The organism is Cryobacterium zongtaii, from assembly GCF_002909375.1.
GTDB classification, from domain to species: domain Bacteria; phylum Actinomycetota; class Actinomycetes; order Actinomycetales; family Microbacteriaceae; genus Cryobacterium; species Cryobacterium zongtaii.
Genome location: NZ_PPXD01000019.1, coordinates 1 through 20,245, shown reverse-complemented (window position 1 = coordinate 20,245; position 20,245 = coordinate 1). Strand labels below are relative to the sequence as shown.

The following is a 20,245-nucleotide window of genomic DNA, read 5'->3' as shown; positions in this document are numbered from 1 at the left end:
AACCGACGTCTTTATCTGACCACCAACAACCATTCAGCACAATCACATTGTTTAGCAAGGACTATGTAGTCTGGCTTCATGGATGTTCAGCGCCTCGAACTGCTCCGCGAGCTGGCCGAACGCGGCAGCGTGACCGCCGTTGCGCGGGCCACCCACCGCACCCCGTCTGCGGTCTCGCAGCAGCTGAAGGTCCTCGAGCGCGAGGCCGGCCTGCCCCTCACCGAACGCAGCGGGCGCGGGCTTGTGCTCACCGACGCCGGCCGCGCGCTGGCCGCGAGCGCGACGGATATCGCGGTGGCGCTGGAGCGCGCCACAGCCGTCTGGGACACCTTCCGCAACCGGGCCACCGGCGACGTGAGCCTGGTCACCTTCCCCACCGCCGGACAGATGCTGCTGCCGGGCGCACTGCAGGACCTGGCCGACCACGACGGCCTGGCGGTGCACTGCACCGACATGGACCCGGAGCTCAGCGACTTTCCCGCGCTCACGAGCGAATACGACATCGTGCTCGCCCACAGCATGCGCGGGCAGCACACCTGGGGCGGGCGCGGCCTCACCTCGGTGCCCCTGATGACCGAACCCCTCGACGTCGGCCTGCCGACCGGACACAGGCTGGCCGGTCGGGTGTCGCTGGGCGCGAGCGACGTGGTCGGTGAGACCTGGATCGGCGTGCCCCTCGGCTACCCGTTCGGACGCATCCTGCACGACATCGAGCTGCAGACCGGCAGCCGCGCCCTGGTCACCCAACGGTTCGCGGACATGCGGCTGATCGAATCGTTCATCATGGCCGGGCTCGGCATCGCCCTCGTCCCCCGGTACACCTCCAGCGGCGACCAGCCCGGCCGGATGGTGCTCAAGCCACTACGGGGACTCGACGCCGAACGGCAGATCGTGGCGCTGATGCGGCCCGACCGCGCCGAGCGCCTGGCCGTGCGTACCGTCGTCGAGGCGCTGCGCGCCCGGGCGGCGCAGGTGCAGGCAGAGCACGCGGCGGCGGCCGGCTGAGCCGGCAATCCAGCGGCTGGTCGTGCGCCGGCGGTTAGGCTGACCGGATGGCTGACATCGAATGGACCCTGCGCTGGGAGGCCGATCTCTCGGCCGACGACCACACCGCCCTGGCGGCCCTGTTCGCGCGCTACTACCCCGAGGACCACGCCACCTTCACCGGCACCCGCAGCTGGATGGGCGCCCGCCCGGAGGCCCGCGTGATCGGTTACCACGACGGCCGGCCGGTCGCCCACCTCGGCTTCGTGCGGCGGATGCTGCGCCTCGAGTCCGGCGGGTCGCAGCTGGTCGGCGATGTGGGACTGGTCGGCGTCGATCCCGACTACCAGGGCACCGGCCTCGGCCGTCGGCTGCTCGCCGAGGCCGCCGCGGCCCTGACCGGTCAGGGGCTGCCGTTCGGCTACCTCACCTGCGCTCCCGAGCTCGTCGCCTATTACGTCGGTGGAGGCTGGCGGCAGTCGCCCGGACAGGTGACCCGCATGATCGACACCCGGATGCGCCCGGAGACCTTCACCGGCCCCGCGATGGTGCTCCCGGTGGCGGCACCGTTCAGCGAATGGCCGACCGGGCAGACGATCATCCGCGACGGCCTCGAGGTTTAAGCCCTCTTGCTGCCGACCCGCCCGGCGTCAGAGCGCGCGCACGCCGCTCAGGTACCGGTCCACCACCACGTCGACGAGTGCGGCCGGGGGCTCCTCGCCCTCGACGAGAAGGGTCGCGCTGACCACGTCCGCGCCGGCGTCCTGCGACCACCTGGCGAAGGTTCCCGGTGCCAGCAGATAGCTCGCGACGACCACGCGGGCATCCGGTGACTCACTGCGCGCGGCGGCCACGGCATCGACCAGGCTCGGCGTTGCGGCGGCGATGAAGGCGACGGTGACCGGTCGGCTCAGGAGGGCGGCGAGCTGCTCGCCCGCTGTGCGGCAGTCGGCCACGGCGTCCGCATCGCTGGATCCCGCGGCGGCGAGGATCACGCGGTCTTCCGCGCGCAGGCCGCTCTGGGCCAACCGGTCGGCGAGGATGCCGGTCAGCCGACTGTCGGGTCCGAGCGCCGCGGTCACGCCGACCTGACGCGGCTGGGCCTGGGCCACCGCGTTGGCGAGGTCGAACTTCACGTGGTACCCGGCGGACACCAGCAGCGGCACGATGACGGCGGACCGGCCGGGGTCGGCCTCGGCGAGGCACTGCGGCACATCCGGCTGCTGCACATCGATGAAACCGGCCGCCACCGGAGTGGCCGGGCTGATCGTGGTCAGCGCCAGGGTCACCGCGTCGACGAGGGCCAGCACCGCGCGCTGGGCAGCGGGATCCCGGGAGCCGTGCGAGGCGAGGAGCAGGAGCGGCGCTGTGTCGCGCTGGAGTGCGTCGCTCATCACGCCGCGGCGCGGGCCGAGGCGTCCGGGGCCAGCCGCACCTGCACCGAGCCGGATTCGACCCTGGTCTCGAAGGTGGGCAGCGTGAAGTCGGCGGAGGTGAAGCACTCACCGGTGGCCAGGTCATAAACCTGCTTGTGCAGCGGCGAGGCCAACGTCACCCGGTCCCCGTGCGAGCCGACGATTCCCCGGCACATCACGAACGAGCCGGTCGCGGGGTCCCGGTTGGAGACGGCGTACACGGTTCCGTCGGGCATCCGCACCAGCGCGAGCTGCTCGCCGTCGACGATGGCCGCTTCTGCCCACAGGGGTTCGAGCTGGGAGAGTTCGCAGACTGTCGCCCATCCGGTGGTGGCGTCGGCGCTCCGCGGCGCGGTGGTGCTTTCAGTGGTCAGCATGATGTCCTCGATTCCGGCGCCGGGCCAGTGGATGCGTTCGGCACCCCCTCAGATTACCCAAGCCGGGGTCGTGATCTTCGGGACCAAGTACCCTCTTTTAGCGCGCGCGGATGTGACTTACTTGAGGGACGCCATGAGGTCGGCGCGACGGCGGACGACGCCGTCGGGATTATGCGGCCTGATTTACCCGAGAGATGCCGTAATGACACTGAACACTCCCCTGCCGACGACCAGCGAATCGGACGGCGTGCGCCGCGTCATCGTGATCGGAGGCGGCCCCGCCGCGCACCGGTTCACCGAGGCCATGGTCGCCCGCACCGTCGCGGATGGCGATTCCGCCCGGCCCGTCGACATCACCGTCATCGGCGAGGAAATCCACCTGCCCTACGACAGGGTTTCCCTCTCGCACCGCCTGAACGGTCCGGAGGACCTCACCCTGGGCGACCCGGTGTTCTGGCAGTCCGAGACCGTGCGCTACCGCGGCGGCTGCCGCGTCACCGCCGTGGACCCCGCGGCCCGGACCGTCACCCTCGACAACGGTGACGCCCTGATCTACGACGACCTGGTGTTCGCGACGGGTTCGAGCGCCTTCGTTCCGCCGGTTCCCGGTGGCGACAAGGGTGTCGTGTACCGCACCATCGAGGACGTGGACTTCCTCGTCAGCGAGACCGCGCGCCTGAAGGCGAAGTTCGGCCGGCCCGCGAACGTCACCGTGATCGGCGGCGGCCTGCTCGGGCTCGAGGCCGCCGGCGGTGTGCAGCGCCTCGGCGCCAACACCACGATCGTGGATGGCGCCACCTGGCTGATGCCCACCCAGCTCGACCAGGGTGCCGGCATGGCCCTCGGCCGTCTCATCCACGGCCAGGGCATCCACCTCGAACTCGGCCACCGGCCCACCGAGATCCTCGTCGCCGAGACCGGCCAGGTACTCGGGTTGACCCTCGACGACGATCGGCAGATCAACGCCGACCTGATCGTCTGGTCCATCGGCATCCGTGCCCGCGACGAACTCGCCCGCGCGGCGGGCCTGGAGATCGGCCCGCGCGGCGGCATCGTGATCGGCGACGACTGCTCCAGCTCCGTGCCCGGTATCTGGGCCATCGGCGAGGTCGCCAGCTACGACGGCCGCTGCATCGGACTCGTCGCTCCCGCGAACGCGATGGCCGAGGTCGTGGCCGACAGGCTCAACGGCGGCCAGGCCCTGTTCCCCGGCATCGATGACGCCACCAAGCTCAAGCTCTCCGGTGTGGAGGTGGCCAGCTTCGGTGACGCCTTCGGCACCGGCGACCGGGCCCTCGAGGTCGTCTACGCCGACCCCGCGCGTGGCCTGTACCAGAAGGTCGTCGTGTCCAGCGACGCCAAGACCCTGCTCGGCGGCATCTTCGTCGGCGACGCCTCCCCGTACCTGTCGCTGCGCCCGCTGCTCGGCCGCGAACTGCCCGCCGAACCCGGCGCGTACCTGTCCGCCTCCGGCGCCGAGCTGCCGTCCAGCTCCGACATGCCCGACGACGCCCAGCTGTGCTCCTGCAACGACGTGTCGTTCGGCACCGTGCGCGCGGCCATCCGTGGCGACCACGGCGACCCCGTCACCGAGCTCGGCGCGCTCAAGGCCTGCACCCGAGCCGGCACCCAGTGCGGCTCGTGCGTGCCGCTGCTCAAGAAGGTTCTCGAAACCGAACTGACCGCCGCCGGCCTTGAAATCTCGAAGGCGCTCTGCGAGCACATCTCGATCAGCCGCAGCGAACTGTTCGAGTCGGTGCGGGTACTGCAGCTCACCTCGTTCGACCAGATCATGGAACGCTTCGGCACCGGCCTCGGCTGCGATGTCTGCAAGCCCACCATCGCCTCGATCCTGGCCTCGCAGTCCTCCGCGTACATCCTGGATGCCGGCCGTGGCGGCCTGCAGGACACCAACGACCGTGCCCTCGGCAACATGCAGAAGGACGGCAGCTACTCGGTTATCCCCCGCATTCCCGGTGGTGAGATCACCCCGGAGAAGCTCATCGCGATCGGCGAGGTCGCCGCCGAATTCAACCTGTACACCAAGATCACCGGTGGCCAGCGGATCGCCCTGTTCGGCGCCCGGCTCGACCAGCTGCCCGACATCTGGCGCACCCTGGTGGATGCCGGTTTCGAGTCCGGCCAGGCCTACGGCAAGAGCCTGCGCACGGCGAAGTCGTGTGTGGGGTCGGCCTGGTGCCGCTTCGGAGTGCAGGATTCCGTGGCGCTGGCGATCACGCTGGAGAACCGCTACCGCGGCCTGCGCTCGCCGCACAAGTTCAAGATCGGTGTCTCCGGCTGCGCCCGCGAGTGCGCCGAGGCCCGCGCCAAGGACATCGGCGTCATCGCCACCGAGCTGGGCTGGAACCTCTACGTCGGCGGTAACGGCGGCTTCCAGCCGGTTCACGCCGTGCTGCTCGCCAAGGACCTCGACGAGGAAACCCTGATCAAGTACATCGACCGCTACCTGATGTACTACATCCGCACCGCCGACCGCGTGCAGCGCACCGCCCGCTGGCAGGAAGACATCGAGGGTGGTTTCGACCACGTCCGCGACGTCGTCTGCAGCGATTCCCTGGGCATCGCCGATGACCTCGAAGCGGCCATGGCCGCCCACATCGACGTGTACGAAGACGAGTGGGCCGCCACGCTGGCCGATCCCGAGCGCCTGCGCCGGTTCCGGCCGTTCGTGAACTCCGACACCCCCGACCCGTCGCTCCTTCAGGTGATCGAACGCGGCCAGCCGCGTCCGGCCCGCCCTGAAGAACGCGACGGCACCAGCGCCGCCGGCCCCGTCCACCTGGCCGGCCTCACCATCCCGGTTCGCCGGGACGACATCGACATCCCGGTTTCCTCGGCGACCGGCGTGGAGTAGCCCGTGTCCGCCGGCCTCGACTTCTCGGGGAAACGGGTGCTCGTCGTCGGCGGGGCCCACGCGGCACGCCGTGTCCTCGCGCGGTACCTTGCCGCGGGCGCGACCGTGTACCACCTGGCCGGACCCGGCCCGCATTCACCGGCCGTCCGACCGGCGCCCGGGGTGCACACCCCGGTGTTTCCCCGGTCGGTCGGCGCCTGGGATGCGCTCATCGCCGCCGTCGACCTGGTCGCCGTCGTGGAGACCACTCCGCCCACCGACGCCGTGATCGCTGCGGCGTGCGGGCGGCACCGCACCTGGCTGAGCCGGGAAACCGCGGCGTCGACCGCGCCCATCGGGTCGGTCACGCTCGTCGGCGGCGGCCCCGGCCTGGAAAGCCTGCTCACGGTCGGTGCGCTCGCGGCACTGAACGCGGCCGACATCGTCTATTACGACCGGCTCGGCCCCACCGACAGGCTCGACGTCTGGGCGCCCGGCGCCGAGCAGATCGACGTGGGCAAGGCTCCCGGTCACCACGCGATCCCCCAACGCGATGCTGAGCGGATGATGGTGGCATCCGCCCTGGCCGGCCTCACCGTGGTGCGCCTGAAAGGCGGCGACCCGTTCGTCTTCGGTCGGGGTGGCGAAGAAGTCATCGCCTGCCGCGCCGCCGGTGTGCCGGTGACCGTGATCTCGGGGGTGACCAGCGCCATCGCCGTGCCGGCCGCCGCGGGCATCCCCGTCACCCACCGCGAGATCACCCGGATGTTCACGGTGATCTCCGGGCACGCGCCGATCAGCGACACCGAACTGACCCACCTGGTGGGCCTGGGCGGCACCATCGTGGTCCTGATGGGAATCGGCACCCTGCAGCAGCTGGTTGCCGGCCTCACCAGGCTCGGGATGCGCACCGACATGCCCGTGGCGATCGTGGAGCGCGGTTTCGCCCACGACCAGCGCACGACCCTCGGCCGGCTGGACAGCATCGCCGCGCTCGCGGCCCACGCCGGGGTGCGCTCCCCCGCCGTCGTGGTGATCGGCGACGTGGTGGCCCTGGCCGCGCACGGCGATGACACTGCCGCCGATCTCCTGCGCGAGGCCGCGACCCTGGCAACCTAGGTTCCCGCCCCGCCGAGCCGACTGACCTGCCGAGTTGCTGCAAAACCCCCTGTGCCTGCTCTGGAAAGGGAACGTTGCGGCAAGTCAGCGAAGGGGATCACCGCCACTTGCATGAGGTACTCCCGGCGATGGTGCCGCGTCCCGGCAACGCGAAGGCGGCGATCCTGCCTCGCCGGCTGCGCTGCCGGGGTGGGGCGAGAACCGCCGCCTTCCTCTGCCGCCTCCGCCCGGCCCCGGGCGGGAGGCGGTCAGGCTCTACCGTGCGACGCCCGGGTGCGGCGCGACAGGGAGTCGACGATGACCGCGAGCAGCAGCACCGCGCCGGTGATCATGTACCGGATCGACGAGTCCAGGTTGAGTAGGGTCAGGCCGCTGGAGATCGACTGGATCACCAGGATGCCCAACAGCGCGGAGAACGCGCTGCCGCGGCCGCCGAAGAGGCTGGCACCGCCGATCACCGCGGCGGCGATGGCGTTGAGGTTGGTGTCGCCGCCGCCCGAGCCCTGGTTGGCTGCCGCCAGCCGGCCCGCGGCGAGGATGCCGCCCAGAGCCGCGAAGGTGGAGCACAGCACAAAAACCGTGAGGTAGACCTTGGTGACGTTGATGCCGGACCGCCGGGCGGCCTCCACATTGCCGCCGACCGCGTACACCGACCGGCCCCAGCGGGTGCGGGTGAGGAAGAAGTTCATCACCACGACGAGCACCAGGAACAGCACGAATGTCGCGCCGACACCGCGGGTCTGGTTGAGGTACCAGGTGGGCACGGCGAGCACCAGCAGCAGGAACACGCTGCGCACCACGATCGAGGTGGCCGGCACGGCCGAGAGCCCCGCCGCCGCCCGCCGGTTCGCGGTGACGAACAGTTGCGCCGCATAGGCCAGCGCCGTCAGTATCACCAGCACGTAGGAGAGCCAGTCGGGCAGGAACCACTGCTGGGCGAACTGCACGATCCAGGAATCGAACGGGATGTTGATCGACCCCGTGGAGCCGAGCACCCACAGCTGCAGCCCGAGGAAGCCGAGCAACCCGGCCAGGGTGATCACGAAGCTGGGTACCCCGAACCGGGTATACAGGAACCCGTACAGCAGGCCGATGACCACACCGGACAGCAACGAGGCCAGCAGGGCGACCGGCAGCGGCCAGCCCAGATTCACAAACCCGACCGCGAGGATGGCCGCGGACAGGCCGCTGACCGACCCGACCGACAGGTCGATCTCGCCCAGCAGCAGCACCAGCACGATGCCGATGGAGATGGTGCCGACGGCCGCGCACTGCAGGGTGAGGTTGACCAGGTTGGTGCTGGAGAGGAAGTTGGGGTTGAGCAGGGAGAACGCCACCCAGATCACGATCAGGCCGATCACAACGGGCAACGAACCGATGTCACCGGAACGTACCCGCCGACCGAAGGCGCGCACCGCACCGCCGATGCCGTGCTGCTGGATGAGGCGCTCGTCCTGCAGGTCGGCGGCCACCGCGGCGAGGCGCACGGTTTCGGTGGGCGGCGCCGCCGGTTCGGGCGGGCTGGACTGTGGGGGCGATGTCGGGGTCGTCATGGCCGGGCCTCCTCTGGGGGTGCAACATCAGGGGGTGGAACAGCGTCATCCGCGGCCTCCGGAGAGCCGACCCTGGCTTGGGCGCGCCGGGTGACGGCGTTGTCGGAGGCGCCGGTGATGGCCGCGATGATGTCTTCGTAGGTGACATCGGCCACCTTGAATTCACCGTTGTTGCGGCCCAGACGCAGCACCACGATGCGGTCGGCGACGGCCTGCACATCCGCCATGTTGTGGCTGATCAGCACCACGGCCAGGCCGCGTTCACGCAGCCGCTCGATGAGGTTGAGCACCTCGGCGGTCTGGGCCACGCCCAACGCCGCGGTGGGCTCGTCGAGGATCACGATGCGCGGGTCGCCGATCAGCGAACGGGCGATGGCCACGGTCTGGCGCTGACCGCCAGACAACGACGCCACCGGGATACGCACCGAGGGGATGCGTGCCGACAGTTGCCGCAGCAGCTCCCAGGAGCGCTTCTCCATCTCGACCTCGTCGATGGTGCCCCGGCCGAGTTCGTGGCCGAGGAACAGGTTGGCGACCACGTCGAGGTTGTCGCACAGGGCCAGGTCCTGGTAGACGGTGGCGATGCCCAACGCGCCGGATTCAGCCGGGTTGTTGATCGTGACCGATTTGTCTCCGTCGGTGATCGTGCCGCCGTCCTTGGGGTGCACGCCGGCAAGGATCTTGATCAGGGTGGACTTGCCGGCACCGTTGTCGCCGACCAGCGCAACCACCTCACCGGAGTAGATGTCCAGGTCGATGGCGGTGAGGGCTTGCACGGCGCCGAAGTTCTTGTCGATCCCGCGCATGGAGAGCACGAGTTCGCTGGTTGGTGCGCCCTGCACGGGTTCGGGGGAAAGCACGGTCATTGTGATTCCTCTGTTTGCAGCCGCTGGCTGTTGGAGCCGGTGGGCCGGCCGGGAGTCGAATCGTGGGTAGGACTCCCGGCCGGCGTCTGGGGCACCGCCTTACTGCAGGCCGGCGGCCGCCGCGCAGGCGTCCGCGTATTCAGCGGTGCAGATCTCGTCGACGGTGTAGAAATCGTCGGCGATCACGGTGTCGGCAATGTTGTCGACGGTGACGACGACCGGGGTGAGCAGGGTCGCGGGGATGCCGTCAACCTCGGTGTCTCCCTCCGGCGTTTCGCCGCGGGCCAGCTGGTCGGCCACCTCGGCAGCCAACTCCGCTTCCAGTTTGATCGCCTTGTAGACCGTCATGAATTGGTCGCCGGCGACGATGCGCTGGATGCCGGTGAGCTCGGCGTCCTGACCGGTGACCGGGGGGATCGGGTCGACTCCGGCGGCCCGCAGTGCCGCGATGGCGCCGCCTGCCGTACCGTCGTTGGCCGCGTAGACGCCCGAGATCTGGTCACTGAACTGACCGATCTGGCCGGCCGCGAAGGTCTGAGCCTCCTCGGCACTCCAGTCCGGCGTGTCGAACTCGGCCAGGATCGGAATGCCGCTTGCGTCGATGACCGAGTGGGCGCCTTCCTTGAACAGCGTCGCGTTGCCGTCGGTGGGCGACCCGTTGATCATGATGATGCCGGTGGTCGTACCGTCGGCCTGGAGCCGCTCCACGAGGGCTTCACCCTGGAGAACACCGACCTGTTCGTTGTCGAAGGAGATGTAGTAAGCGATCTGGCCACCCTCGATGAACCTGTCGTAGGCGATCACCGGAACGTCCTGCGCGGCGGCGTTCGCGACGATGCTGGCTGCCGCCGCACCGTCGACGGGGTCGAGAACCATGACCTCGATGCCCTCGGTGAGGGCGGATTCAGCCTGCTGTTGCTGCTTCGAGGCATCCTGGTCGGCGTTGGCGTAGACGACTTCGTAGTCGCCCAGGGTCGCCAGGTGTTCTTCGAACAGCGGGCGGTCGAATTTCTCGTACCGGGCGGTCTGGGATTCGGGGAGGAGCAGGCCGATCTTGATGGCGTCGCCGGACCCGCCGCCGCCGTCGTCGCTGCCGCCGTCGTCGCCGGTGGTGCACGCGGTCAGAGCACCCGCGGTCGCGATCAATGCGATCGACAGGAGCGCGAACCTCTTCCTGGGTTTTCTCATGATGTGCCTCCTACTGTGACCACCCTCGTTGGCGGTGTAACGAGCATGGCCCCGGTGCCAAATGCCGTCAAGGCTTGAACTCAAGAGGCCAGACCGCCCCTTTCGGGCGATATTTGCGGGGACAGACCGGGCAGGATGCCACCGATCCCCGGCAGGATATCGGGGGCCGGGGCGGCCGCCACGGTGCGGATCGGGCCGTCGGTGCGGCCCGCCGTGATCTGGGCGCGATCGATGGCGAAGAGCACCGCGCCGAGCAACTCGGCCCGCTCCCCCAGCTCGCCCTTGACCACCTCGGGCACCCCGGCTGCGGTGGCCAGGGTGGAGCGTTCCAGAGCGTGCCGCAGGGGGCTGAGCAGCATCTCGCCGGCTTCGGCCAGCTCACCGCCGACCACGATGCGGTGCGGGTCGATGAGGTTGCTCAGACCCGCGAGCGCGATACCCAGGTGCCGGCCGGCATCGGCGATCACCCGGCGCGCCAGGGCCTCGCCCGCGTCGGCGCGCAGCACGACGTCGCGCAGCTTGACCTCGCCGTGGCTGCCGGGGAACTTCGCGGCCAGCGCCGAGGCTCCCACCAGGGTCTCCAGGCAGCCGCGGTTGCCGCATCGGCAGACCAGGCCCTGCTCGTCGAGGGTGACGTGACCGATCTCTCCGGCCTTGCCGCTACCGCCGCGATAGACCCGGCCGTCCACGATCAGGCCGGCGCCCACGCCGTGCGACAGGCGCAGATAGGCCGCTTGCCGGACGCCCTGGGCCGCGCCGATGCGGTACTCAGCGAGTGCACCGAGGTTGGCCTCGTTGTCGACGAACACCGGCCGGTGCAGCCGCGACTCGAGTTCCTCGGCGACGGGCACCCCGTCCCAGCCGCGCAGCAAGCCGGCTGTGGCGATGAGGCCGGTACGCGGGTCGACAGGGGCGGCCAGACCCACCCCCACCGCGAGCACCTCGTCGAGGCCGGCGCCCACCGACTCGGCCATGTCCCGGATGAGCAGCATCACCCTGTCGAGTTCACTGTCGGCGCGGTGATCGCGGGCCAGCGGCAGCATCCGCTCGGCCAGCACCTGGTGGCCGGCGTCGGCCAGCGCCAGCCGCAGTTGCCGGTTCGCCACGTGCAGGCCCACCACCAGGCCCAGTTCCCTGGCGAGGGTGACTCGCACCGCGCGACGGCCGCTGCGGGACGTGGGCGTGGTCGCCAGCACCCCGGCGGCGGCCTGCTCCTTGACGATGTTGGACACCGTGGCCGGCGACAGCCCGGTGACCGCGGCCAGTTCCACCTGGGTGAGGGCGCCGTGGTGGGTGATCGCGTCGAGGATGCGGGCGCGGTTGGCCTCACGCAGGGACGACTGCGACCCGGGATTGCGGCGGCTGCTCACAGGAGACACGATACTGCCGAGACCACCAGGACGGGCAAGCTTTCGCGCCGGGCGGGATCCCTGGACGTTCCACAGGTAGTCAGGAAGGCATCGGCGGTGCATGCTTGTGCCAGATTCGGACCACGATTCGGGAGGACCAAGGTATGTCGGGCAAGGACCTGGGCGACAGCGACCAGACCCGCAAGGACACGAGCTACAGTCCGGCGAGTGAAACGGAGACGCAAGCCAAACAGGACGAGTCACCGCCGGCGGCTGTCGACCCGGACGTCGCGGACAAGGTGAAGGTGGCGCCGGGCACGGGCGGACCGGACGATTTCGGGGACGTGGAGGTCAACGAGGAAGACATCAACCTTCCGCCGTTCGGCGAGCACGTTGAGCCGCCGGACTAACCGGCCCACCGCACCGGCGGTGCCCCGCTAGCGCACCGCGTCAGCGAGAGCCCCGCCCAGCCACCGCTCGACCTCACGCTGCGATCGCAGCCTCACGACGACGAGGTGGGGGTGCGCAAGGTCCAGCGCCGGCACCCGTTCGTCGTATTTCCGCCGGGTCGAGATCGCCCACCGCACGATGTGCTCACGGTCACTGAGCAGCGTGCGGATGGGTGGCTCGACGTTGCCGTTCCACAACTCCTCGCGACGAACCCGGCGGCGGATGGTACGGCGGATCACCCGGGGAAGCGTGACGCGCAGAACGGCAGATCGAGCCACACGAGCAGATCGGCACGTTCGGCAAGCACCTCGCGGGCGGCGCTGTACTGCCATTCGGTCGTCCATGACTCCGCGGCGATGAAGCCTCGCACATCATCGGCGAATTCGGGCCGGGGCACCCACTTCGGGCCGTGGAACAGCGCGTCGATCTCCGTGTGTGCGCCCCCGGTGATCACGGCGATCCGCGCGGCGAGGGTAGTTTTGCCCGTGCCGGACACCCCGGCAACCAGCACTCGGCGGGGCCGAAGCGGAAGGGCACCGTCGGCGGAGAGCATGGCCGTCCGACTCATCGCGGGCGCACCGGTCAACGCCTGATGGGTTTCCACTGCGGCGGGTCCTGGACCGTTCGCTGGGGCACGATGCGAGGGGGCACTCGGTGCAGCCGGACCGAGGACCTGAAGTACAGGAAAGCCAGCAACGCATCAGCGATCACACCGAGCACGCCTGCGAGTGCCACGTCGGTCGCCCCCGTGGCGACCGAGAACATCCAGTTGGCGACGCTCAGGACCAGCAACGATCCGACCACGAAGCCAGCCCGTGGTCGCGAGGTCATCCGCCACCAGGCGCGTGGCGGCTCAACCGGCTCGTCTGCACCACGGAAGGACCGCACACCACCGAAATAGAGGAGCAGGTACAGCAGGATGCCCTCCACCGCAAAAATCGGATTCGTGACGGTGTGCGGAAAGGCCGCGCTGTTGAGTGCCAATACGGTCAGACCGGCGGCAATGTAGGCGACCTTCCACCGCGTCTTTCGGATGCGAAGCATGGCCAGAGCCTATGCCCAATGCCACAGCTCACTGGGACGATTCAGGCTGCGGCAATTCGTGCAGCCGCGTCGCAATGGGGACGTGTGCGGTGGAGCTCGGCTCAGAGCGTGTCGACGGCAGCCCGTTCGACGGCAAGACCCGCGTGGTAGCGGTCCAGGTAGTCGGCGAAGCCGGCGACGTCGACAGGGTCCGGGGCGACGGTCTCGAATTCTTGCCCCACGAACACTCGCTCACGCAGGTACCCGTCCAGGTCGAGGTCGACGCCGGATGCTGTGGCCGCCGTGTAGGACGCCAGGACCGCGATGCCCCAGGCGCCGCCCTCCGATGCCGTCTCGGCGACCGAGACCGGGGCATCCAAGGCGCCGGCGAGGAATCGCTGGGCGACACCGGCGGTGCGGAAGAGCCCACCGTGCGCGAACATCGCGTCGAGTTCGACGCCCTCCTCGGCGAGAACGCGCATACCGAGGCTGAGCGTGCCGAACACTCCGTAGAGCTGCGCGCGCATGAAGTTGGCGAGGGTGAGCCGGCTGTCGGGGGTGCGCACGAAGAGCGGCCGCCCCTCGGTGAGGCCGGCGATGGGCTCGCCGGCCAGGTGGTTGTAGGCCAACAGGCCGCCGGCATCCGCATCACCGTCGAGCGCCTCACGGAACAGGGCGTCGAATACCGCGTCGCTGGCAACGGGGTTACCGCTGGCCGCGGCGAAGCGGCCGAACATCCCGGCCCACGCGGCGAGCTCGCTTGCCCCGTTGTTGCAGTGCACCATGGCGACGGGATCGCCGGCCGGGGTGGTGACCAGGTCGAGCTCGTGGTGCACCTTTTTAAGGGGGCGTTCGAGCACAACCATCGCGAAGATGCTGGTGCCGGCGCTGACGTTGCCGGTGCGTGGGGCGACGGAACAGGTCGCGACCATGCCCGTGCCGGCGTCACCCTCGGGCGGGCACAGCACGGCGCCTGGACGCAGGGCACCGGTCGGGTCGAGAAGGGCCGCGCCCGCCGCCGTGAGCTCGCCTGCCGGCTGGCCGGCCACCAGCACGGTGGGCAGGAGTGCGGCCAGGTTGAGGTCGGGAGCGGACTCGGCGACCAGGCCGTCGTACCGGGCGAGGAGCTCGGCGTCGTAGTCCGCGGTGGCGGCGTCGATGGGGAACATGCCCGAGGCATCGCCGACGCCCAGGACCTTGCGGCCGGTGAGCTGCCAGTGCACGTAGCCGGCGAGGGTCGTGATGAAGTCGAGCTGCGCCACGTGCGGCTCGTGGTCGACGACCGCCTGGTGCAGGTGTGCGATCGACCAGCGCAGCGGAATGTTCACGCCGAACAGCTCGGTCAGCTCGGTCGCCGCGGGACCTGTGGTGGTGTTGCGCCAGGTGCGGAACGGAACCAGCTGCTCGCCGGCGGCGTCGAACGCGAGATAGCCGTGCATCATCGCCGAAACGCCGACAGCACTGTAGCTTTCCAGGCGAACCCCGTACTGCTTTTCGACATCGGCGACGAGGGCAGCGTGAGCGGCCTGGATGCCCGTCCACACGTCTGCCAACGAGTACGTCCAGACCCGATCGACGAACTGGTTCTCCCACTCGTGGCTGCCGACGGAGAGGACGTCAGCCGGGTCCTCGCCGATCAGGCAGGCCTTGATGCGGGTCGACCCTAGCTCGATCCCCAGGGACGTCCGTCCGCTGAGAATTGCGGTCCGGGCGGCGTCGAGTGCATCGTTGCTAGTCATACCTAAATTATGGCGGTATCTGCGAGGCAGTTCTCGCCGATCAGGCCGCCAGATCGGTAAAGGCGGAGATCGTCGCGAATCGCCGTGTGCGGTGGCCGCGGAGCACGGTGTGTCGGGAAGAAGTCCGCCTTTACGTGCTCACCTAGGTGTTCTGCGGGAAGCCCAGGTTGATGCCGCCGTGGCTCGGGTCCAGCCACCGGGCGGTGACGGCCTTCTCCCGGGTGTAGAAGGTGATGCCGGCGGGGCCGTACGCCTTGGCGTCACCGAACAGGGAGTCCTTCCAGCCGCCGAACGAGTGGTACGCCACTGGTACGGGGATCGGCACGTTGATGCCGACCATGCCCACCTGCACCTCGTGCTGGAAGCGCCTGGCCGCCCCACCGTCGTTGGTGAAGATGGCGGTGCCGTTGCCGTACCGGCTGGCGTTGATGACGGCCACGCCGTCGGTGTAACTGGCCACCCGCAGCACGCTCAGCACCGGACCGAAGATCTCGTCCGTGTATACGGCGGAGTCCAGGCTGACCTTGTCGAACAGGGTCGGGCCGAGCCAGAAGCCGGATGCCTCACCGTCGACCTCGATGCCGCGACCGTCGATCACGACCTCCGCGCCGTTGGCCAGGGCGATGTCGATGTAACCGGCGACTTTATCGCGGTGCGCCTCGGTGATCAGCGGGCCCATGTCGCAGCCGCGCATGCCGTCGCCCACTTTCAGTCGCTTGACGCGGTCGGCGATCTTGGAGATCAGCTCATCGGCGACGGGTTCGACGGCCACGATCACGCTGATGGCCATGCAGCGCTCCCCCGCCGAGCCGAAGCCGGCGTTGACGGCGGCATCCGCGGCGAGGTCGAGGTCGGCATCCGGCAGCACCAGCATGTGGTTCTTGGCGCCGCCGAGGGCCTGCACCCGCTTGCCGTGGTGGGCGGCGGTCTCGTAGATGTACTTGGCGATGGGGGTGGAACCGACGAAGGAGATGGCCTGCACGTCGGGGTTGACCAGGAGCGCGTCGACGGCCTCCTTGTCGCCGTGCACGACATTGAAGACACCGTCGGGCAGGCCGGCCTCTGTCATCAGGGCCGCGAGCCAGTTCGCGGCGGACGGGTCCTTCTCGCTGGGCTTGAGCACAACGGTGTTGCCCGCGGCAATGGCGATCGGGAAGAACCAGAGCGGCACCATGGCCGGGAAGTTGAACGGGCTGATGATGCCGACCACGCCGAGCGGTTGGCGCAAGGTGTACACGTCGACGCCGGTGGAGACGTTCTCGGAGAACTCGCCCTTGGACAGGTGCGGCAGGCCGAGCGCGAACTCGACGACCTCGAGGCCGCGGGCGATCTCGCCGAGGGCGTCGGAGGTGACCTTGCCGTGCTCATTGGTGAGGATGTCGGCCAGCTCGCCCTTGCGCGCATTGAGGAGCTCGCGGAAGGCGAACATGACGCCCTGGCGCTTGGCAATGGAGGCGTCCCGCCAGGCGGGGTAGGCGGCCTGGGCCGACGCGACAACGGTGTCGACGTCGGCCGCGGAGGCCAGGGAGACCAGGCGCTGCACTGCGCCGGTGGCGGGGTTGTAGACGGGGGCGGTGCGCGTGGAGCTTCCGGCGCCTGGGGCGCCGTCGATCCAGTGGGTGAGGACGGGAAGGTCTTTCATGTCAGTCGATTCTGTTGGGGTGTTGTCCGTTGATCGAGCTTGTCGAGATCCGGTGACCGTGTCTACGTTGTGAGATGTGGTCGCGGGGTCTCGACAAGCTCGACCAGCGATGGGCTGTTAGAGAAGGTCCAGGGAGAGGACCTCGTCGTAGATGGCCAGGGCCTCGGCCACCTCGGAGTCGGTCACGACGCAGGGCGGCACCACGTGGATACGGTTGTCCATGATGAAGGGCAGCAGGTTGCGGGCCAGCAGCTCGGTCTTGATGCGGGCCATCACCGCCGGCGGCACGGGCGCCCTGCTCTCCGGGTCGGCCACGAGCTCGATCGCCCAGAAGACGCCCTCGCCACGCACCTCCCCGATGATCGGGTGCTTGGCCTTGAGCGCCGCCAGGCCCGGGCCGATGGCCTCGGTGCCGATCCGGGCGGCGTTGGCCACGATGCCCTCCTCCGCCATGGCGTCCAGCGCGGCGACGATCGAGGCCATCGCCAGCGGATGTCCGCTGTAGGTGAGCCCGCCGGGGAACACCGTGTCGTCGAAGTCCGCGGCGATGGCGTCCGAGATGATCACCCCGCCGACGGGCACGTAACCGGAGTTGACGCCCTTGGCGAAGGTGATCAGGTCGGGCACCACGCCGGTGCCGTCGAACGCGAACCATCGGCCGGTGCGGCCGAAGCCCACCATCACCTCGTCGAGGATCAGCATGATGCCGTACCGGTCGCAGAGTGCGCGCACCCCGGCGAGGTAGCCCGGCGGCGGCATCAACACCCCGGCGGTGCCGGGGATGGACTCGAGCAGCACGGCCGCGATGGAGGTGGCACCCTCGCTCTGGATGACCCGCTCCAGGTGGTGCAGGGCCCTCGCGCATTCCTGCTCGGGCGTCGTCGCCCAGAACTCGCTGCGGTAGACGTACGGGCCGAAGAAGTGCACGTGTCCGCGGGCGAACTCGTTGGGGATGCGGCGCCAGTCGCCGGTGGCGACGATGGCCGCGCCGGTGTTGCCGTGGTACGAGCGGTAGGTGGAGAGCACGGTGTCGCGGCCGGTGTGCAGCCGGGCCATCCTGATGGCGTTCTCGTTGGCATCCGCACCGCCGTTGGTGAAGAAGACCTTGTTGAAGCCGTCGGGTGCCCGGTCGACGATGCGTTTGGCGGCCTCGCCGCGGGCCAGGTTGGCGGTGGACGGCGCGATGGTGGTGAGCAGCTGCGCCTGCTCGATGATGCCCTTGATCACGGCCGGATGCTGGTGGCCGATGTTGACGTTGACCAGCTGACTGGAGAAGTCGAGGTAGCTGCGCCCGTCGTGGTCCCAGACCCGGCAGCCGAGGCCGCCGGCGATGACGAGGGGCTTCAGTGCACCCTGGGCGGACCAGGAGTGGAAGACGTGGGCGCGGTCGAGTTCGGNCGAGGCCGCCGGCGATGACGAGGGGCTTCAGTGCACCCTGGGCGGACCAGGAGTGGAAGACGTGGGCGCGGTCGAGTTCGGTGGTGCGCTCGTTCAGCCCGGGCTTCGTGTCGGTGGTTGTGCCGGTGTCGATGTCGGTCACGATGTTGTTCCTTCTGCTCTGTGCCCCGCGGGTACCGGAGCGGTGGTGCACCGGGCGGCTGCGCTCGGCAGCCGCCCGGTGCGGAGGTTGTTCTACTCGCCGCCCTCCTTGAGGGTGACGTCGATCGGAGCCCAGTCGGCGCCCATGACGTCGACTCCCTCCTCGGTCAGCTCATCCAGGGCCTGCTGCACGTACTCGTTGGAGTACGCGGTTTCCGGCGGGTCTGTGGTGATGATGGTGCCACCGGTTTCGTTCTTGGTGTTCATGGCGATGTCGACGGTGTTGGCCCAGGCGGCCTCGTCGATCAGGCCGACGCCGTTCGTGGACGGGAAGATCAGCTTGCTGACCTCGTTGGTCATCCACAGCTGGTGCCCGGCGGGCAGGGCCGAGCCGGCATCGGCCACGATGGTCGCGGCGTCTTCGGGGTTCTCGGCGGCGTAGATCCAGCCCTTGATGGAGGCCTTGATGAACTTCACGGTCTGGTCGGCGTAGGCCTCGTCGTCGGCGAGCTTGTCGGTGTTGGCCCAGATGGCGTCCTGAAGCATCGCGGTGCCCTCCTCGTTCCAGTCGATGACGTTGAGGTCCTCTGGCTGGTAGAGCTCGCCGGTGTCGGGGTTGATGGTTTCCAGCACCTGGGCGTATTCGTTGTAGGTCATCGCCTGGGCCGCGTCGATGTCACCGGCGAGGAACGCGTTCATGTCGAAGGCCTGCTGCACGAGGCTGATGTCGCCCACCTCGACGCCGGCCTGCTGCATGCCGGCGAAGAGTTCCCACTCGTTGCCGTAGCCCCAGCTGCCCACGTTCTTGCCGGCCAGGTCGGCCGGGCTGGTGATGTTCTTGTCCGTGAACGAGATCTGGGTGGTGGCGCTGCGCTCGAAGATCTGCGCGACGTCGGTGATGTTGGCGCCCTGTTCGATGGAGCCGAGCACCTTGGGCACCCAGGAGATGGCGTAGTCCACGTCGCCGGACGCGAGCACGTCCTGCGGCACGATGTCGGCGCCGCCCTCCTCGATGGTCACGTCGAGGCCTTCCTCCTCGTAGTAGCCCTGGTCGACGGCCGCGTAGTAGCCGGCGAACTGGGCCTGGGCCACCCACTGCAACTGCAGGGTGACCGGGGTGAGGTCGCCGCTGGCGGAGTCCTCGGTCGGTGCGGTATCGCCGGAGGCGGTGCATCCGGTGAGAACGAGGGCGCTGGCCGCCGCGACGGCGCCGGCCGTTGTGAGCCATCGAGTGCTGTGTTTCATGAGTTCCTCCTTAGGTACTGCTGCGGGGGTGCTGTGTCGGGATGCTGCGGTGCGGGATGGTCAAGCGGTGGGGGCGCGGCGGCTGACCAGTTTTTCCAGGCCGAGAGCCGCGCAATAGAAGAGGAGCCCGAGGATGATGGAGCCGAGCACGTAGGCCCAGGCCAGCCCGTAGTTGCTGCTGGACGCGGCCGAGGTGATCGACTTGCCCAGGCCCCCGACCGGGCCGCCGAAGTACTCGGCGATGAGGGCGGAGATCACGGCGAGCGAGGACGCAATGCGCAGGCCCGTGAACACGAACGGCACCGCGGTGGGCAGGGTGACGGTCTTGGTGGCCTGCCAGCTCGAGGCGGCGTAGGAGCGCATCAGGTCGCGGTGCACCGGGCGCACCATCCGCAGCCCTTTGAGAGTGTTGAAGTAGACCGGCACGAAGACCGCCAGCGCGGCCACGAGCTGCCGGGCGGTCTCGGCGTTGGCGCCGAACATCGTGTAGAGCACGGGCGCCAGCGCGACGATCGGCACCACGGCGACGGCGGCGACGATGGGGGCGGCCATCTCGTCGAAGATCCCCACCAGGGCCGAGAGGATGGCCAGCAGCACGCCCACGATCGCGCCGAGCACCAACCCGATCAGGGCGTTGCGCCCGGTGACGACGGAGCCCCCGACGACGTTCTGCAGGTTGGTGATGAACTGCTCGCCGATCGCGAAGGGCCCGGGGAGGATGAACGGCTTGATCGCCAGCACGGTGACGACGCCCTGCCAGAGCAGGATCGCGGCCACGCCGAGCAGCACCGGTGGCAGCACGGTGCGGGCCAGGCCGGAGCCCGATGCGCCCGGCCGGCCCGGCCCGGCCGGCGCAGCCACGCGCGTGCTCGCGCCGGCGCTCATCGCGTCTCGACCCCGCG

The 20,245-nt window shown here is 69.3% G+C and carries 18 protein-coding genes and 1 pseudogene; 5 read left to right on the top strand and 14 right to left on the bottom strand.

Annotated features, from left to right (window positions below; all coding sequences use genetic code 11):
- The first annotated feature begins 78 nt into the window (after positions 1–78).
- Entirely contained in the window at positions 79–1,005 is a 927-nt protein-coding gene (locus tag C3B61_RS12230) for a LysR family transcriptional regulator (RefSeq protein ID WP_103460959.1), read from the top strand.
- Between the two features lie 47 nt (positions 1,006–1,052).
- On the top strand, positions 1,053–1,607 hold the full coding sequence (locus tag C3B61_RS12225) for a GNAT family N-acetyltransferase (protein ID WP_103460957.1): 555 nt from the start codon (positions 1,053–1,055) through the stop codon (positions 1,605–1,607).
- Between the two features lie 27 nt (positions 1,608–1,634).
- Here the strand turns inward: C3B61_RS12225 and C3B61_RS12220 are convergent, their stop codons facing one another.
- Together C3B61_RS12220 and nirD are read right to left on the bottom strand one after the other, a co-directional pair.
- Positions 1,635–2,378, bottom strand: a complete 744-nt coding sequence (locus tag C3B61_RS12220) for a sirohydrochlorin chelatase (RefSeq protein ID WP_103460955.1) — start codon at positions 2,376–2,378, stop codon at positions 1,635–1,637.
- The gene (gene nirD, locus C3B61_RS12215) at positions 2,378–2,776 is read right to left on the bottom strand and encodes a nitrite reductase small subunit NirD (RefSeq protein WP_088457428.1); all 399 of its coding nucleotides are present in this window, start codon (positions 2,774–2,776) and stop codon (positions 2,378–2,380) included. The genes C3B61_RS12220 and nirD overlap by 1 nt, the downstream gene beginning before the upstream one ends.
- Positions 2,777–2,978: 202 nt before the next feature.
- Here nirD and nirB point away from each other — a divergent pair, with 202 nt between their 5' ends.
- Entirely contained in the window at positions 2,979–5,651 is a 2,673-nt protein-coding gene (gene nirB, locus C3B61_RS12210) for a nitrite reductase large subunit NirB (protein WP_103460954.1), read from the top strand.
- A 3-nt stretch (positions 5,652–5,654) separates the two neighbouring features.
- The gene (gene cobA / locus C3B61_RS12205; protein ID WP_103460952.1) at positions 5,655–6,749 is read left to right on the top strand and encodes a uroporphyrinogen-III C-methyltransferase; all 1,095 of its coding nucleotides are present in this window, start codon (positions 5,655–5,657) and stop codon (positions 6,747–6,749) included.
- 248 nt (positions 6,750–6,997) lie between these two features.
- On the opposite strand, the gene C3B61_RS12200 is transcribed toward cobA, so the two are convergent.
- From C3B61_RS12200 to C3B61_RS12185, 4 genes are all read right to left on the bottom strand, one after another.
- Complete coding sequence (locus C3B61_RS12200) at positions 6,998–8,302, bottom strand: sugar ABC transporter permease (protein ID WP_088457431.1); 1,305 nt, start codon at positions 8,300–8,302, stop codon at positions 6,998–7,000.
- Entirely contained in the window at positions 8,299–9,168 is an 870-nt protein-coding gene (locus C3B61_RS12195) for an ATP-binding cassette domain-containing protein (protein ID WP_103460950.1), read from the bottom strand. The genes C3B61_RS12200 and C3B61_RS12195 overlap by 4 nt, the downstream gene beginning before the upstream one ends.
- A 99-nt stretch (positions 9,169–9,267) precedes the next feature.
- Positions 9,268–10,356: a sugar ABC transporter substrate-binding protein gene (locus C3B61_RS12190; RefSeq protein WP_103460949.1), complete on the bottom strand. Its 1,089-nt coding sequence runs from the start codon at positions 10,354–10,356 to the stop codon at positions 9,268–9,270.
- A gap of 80 nt (positions 10,357–10,436) precedes the next feature.
- Entirely contained in the window at positions 10,437–11,726 is a 1,290-nt protein-coding gene (locus C3B61_RS12185) for an ROK family transcriptional regulator (protein WP_244285925.1), read from the bottom strand.
- Between the two features lie 143 nt (positions 11,727–11,869).
- Between C3B61_RS12185 and C3B61_RS12180 the strand changes: the two genes are divergently transcribed.
- On the top strand, positions 11,870–12,115 hold the full coding sequence (locus C3B61_RS12180) for a hypothetical protein (protein ID WP_103460945.1): 246 nt from the start codon (positions 11,870–11,872) through the stop codon (positions 12,113–12,115).
- 27 nt (positions 12,116–12,142) lie between these two features.
- Here the strand turns inward: C3B61_RS12180 and C3B61_RS20220 are convergent, their stop codons facing one another.
- The 8 genes and pseudogenes from C3B61_RS20220 to C3B61_RS12145 all read right to left on the bottom strand — a co-directional run.
- Positions 12,143–12,394, bottom strand: a complete 252-nt coding sequence (locus C3B61_RS20220; protein ID WP_341866773.1) for a hypothetical protein — start codon at positions 12,392–12,394, stop codon at positions 12,143–12,145.
- Positions 12,391–12,759: a P-loop NTPase family protein gene (locus C3B61_RS20215; RefSeq protein WP_341866772.1), complete on the bottom strand. Its 369-nt coding sequence runs from the start codon at positions 12,757–12,759 to the stop codon at positions 12,391–12,393. The genes C3B61_RS20220 and C3B61_RS20215 overlap by 4 nt, the downstream gene beginning before the upstream one ends.
- On the bottom strand, positions 12,738–13,199 hold the full coding sequence (locus C3B61_RS12170; RefSeq protein ID WP_103460944.1) for a hypothetical protein: 462 nt from the start codon (positions 13,197–13,199) through the stop codon (positions 12,738–12,740). Before C3B61_RS12170 ends, C3B61_RS20215 begins: the two co-directional genes overlap by 22 nt.
- A gap of 101 nt (positions 13,200–13,300) precedes the next feature.
- Positions 13,301–14,917 carry a xylulokinase gene (locus tag C3B61_RS12165; protein WP_103460942.1) on the bottom strand — a complete coding sequence of 539 codons (1,617 nt, stop codon included), beginning with the start codon at positions 14,915–14,917 and terminating at the stop codon, positions 13,301–13,303.
- Between the two features lie 142 nt (positions 14,918–15,059).
- Entirely contained in the window at positions 15,060–16,559 is a 1,500-nt protein-coding gene (locus C3B61_RS12160; protein WP_103460940.1) for a CoA-acylating methylmalonate-semialdehyde dehydrogenase, read from the bottom strand.
- Between the two features lie 117 nt (positions 16,560–16,676).
- A pseudogene (locus C3B61_RS12155) lies at positions 16,677–17,966 on the bottom strand (aminotransferase class III-fold pyridoxal phosphate-dependent enzyme); the annotation flags it as partial.
- Between the two features lie 225 nt (positions 17,967–18,191).
- Positions 18,192–19,343: an ABC transporter substrate-binding protein gene (locus C3B61_RS12150; RefSeq protein ID WP_103460938.1), complete on the bottom strand. Its 1,152-nt coding sequence runs from the start codon at positions 19,341–19,343 to the stop codon at positions 18,192–18,194.
- Positions 19,344–19,403: 60 nt separating this feature from the next.
- Positions 19,404–20,245: ABC transporter permease (locus C3B61_RS12145; protein ID WP_341866771.1), on the bottom strand; the 842-nt coding region annotated here is incomplete at its 5' end.

What these genes read in the sequence shown, in the direction of transcription:
- C3B61_RS12230 (WP_103460959.1), top strand. Translation starts at nt 79, where the DNA reads ATGGATGTTCAGCGCCTCGAACTGCTCCGCGAGCTGGCCGAACGCGGC.
- C3B61_RS12225 (WP_103460957.1), top strand. Translation starts at nt 1,053, where the DNA reads ATGGCTGACATCGAATGGACCCTGCGCTGGGAGGCCGATCTCTCGGCC.
- C3B61_RS12220 (WP_103460955.1), bottom strand. Translation starts at nt 2,378, where the DNA reads ATGAGCGACGCACTCCAGCGCGACACAGCGCCGCTCCTGCTCCTCGCC.
- nirD (WP_088457428.1), bottom strand. Translation starts at nt 2,776, where the DNA reads ATGCTGACCACTGAAAGCACCACCGCGCCGCGGAGCGCCGACGCCACC.
- nirB (WP_103460954.1), top strand. Translation starts at nt 2,979, where the DNA reads ATGACACTGAACACTCCCCTGCCGACGACCAGCGAATCGGACGGCGTG.
- C3B61_RS12200 (WP_088457431.1), bottom strand. Translation starts at nt 8,302, where the DNA reads ATGACGACCCCGACATCGCCCCCACAGTCCAGCCCGCCCGAACCGGCG.
- C3B61_RS12195 (WP_103460950.1), bottom strand. Translation starts at nt 9,168, where the DNA reads ATGACCGTGCTTTCCCCCGAACCCGTGCAGGGCGCACCAACCAGCGAA.
- C3B61_RS12190 (WP_103460949.1), bottom strand. Translation starts at nt 10,356, where the DNA reads ATGAGAAAACCCAGGAAGAGGTTCGCGCTCCTGTCGATCGCATTGATC.
- C3B61_RS12180 (WP_103460945.1), top strand. Translation starts at nt 11,870, where the DNA reads ATGTCGGGCAAGGACCTGGGCGACAGCGACCAGACCCGCAAGGACACG.
- C3B61_RS12170 (WP_103460944.1), bottom strand. Translation starts at nt 13,199, where the DNA reads ATGCTTCGCATCCGAAAGACGCGGTGGAAGGTCGCCTACATTGCCGCC.
- C3B61_RS12165 (WP_103460942.1), bottom strand. Translation starts at nt 14,917, where the DNA reads ATGACTAGCAACGATGCACTCGACGCCGCCCGGACCGCAATTCTCAGC.
- C3B61_RS12160 (WP_103460940.1), bottom strand. Translation starts at nt 16,559, where the DNA reads ATGAAAGACCTTCCCGTCCTCACCCACTGGATCGACGGCGCCCCAGGC.
- C3B61_RS12150 (WP_103460938.1), bottom strand. Translation starts at nt 19,343, where the DNA reads ATGAAACACAGCACTCGATGGCTCACAACGGCCGGCGCCGTCGCGGCG.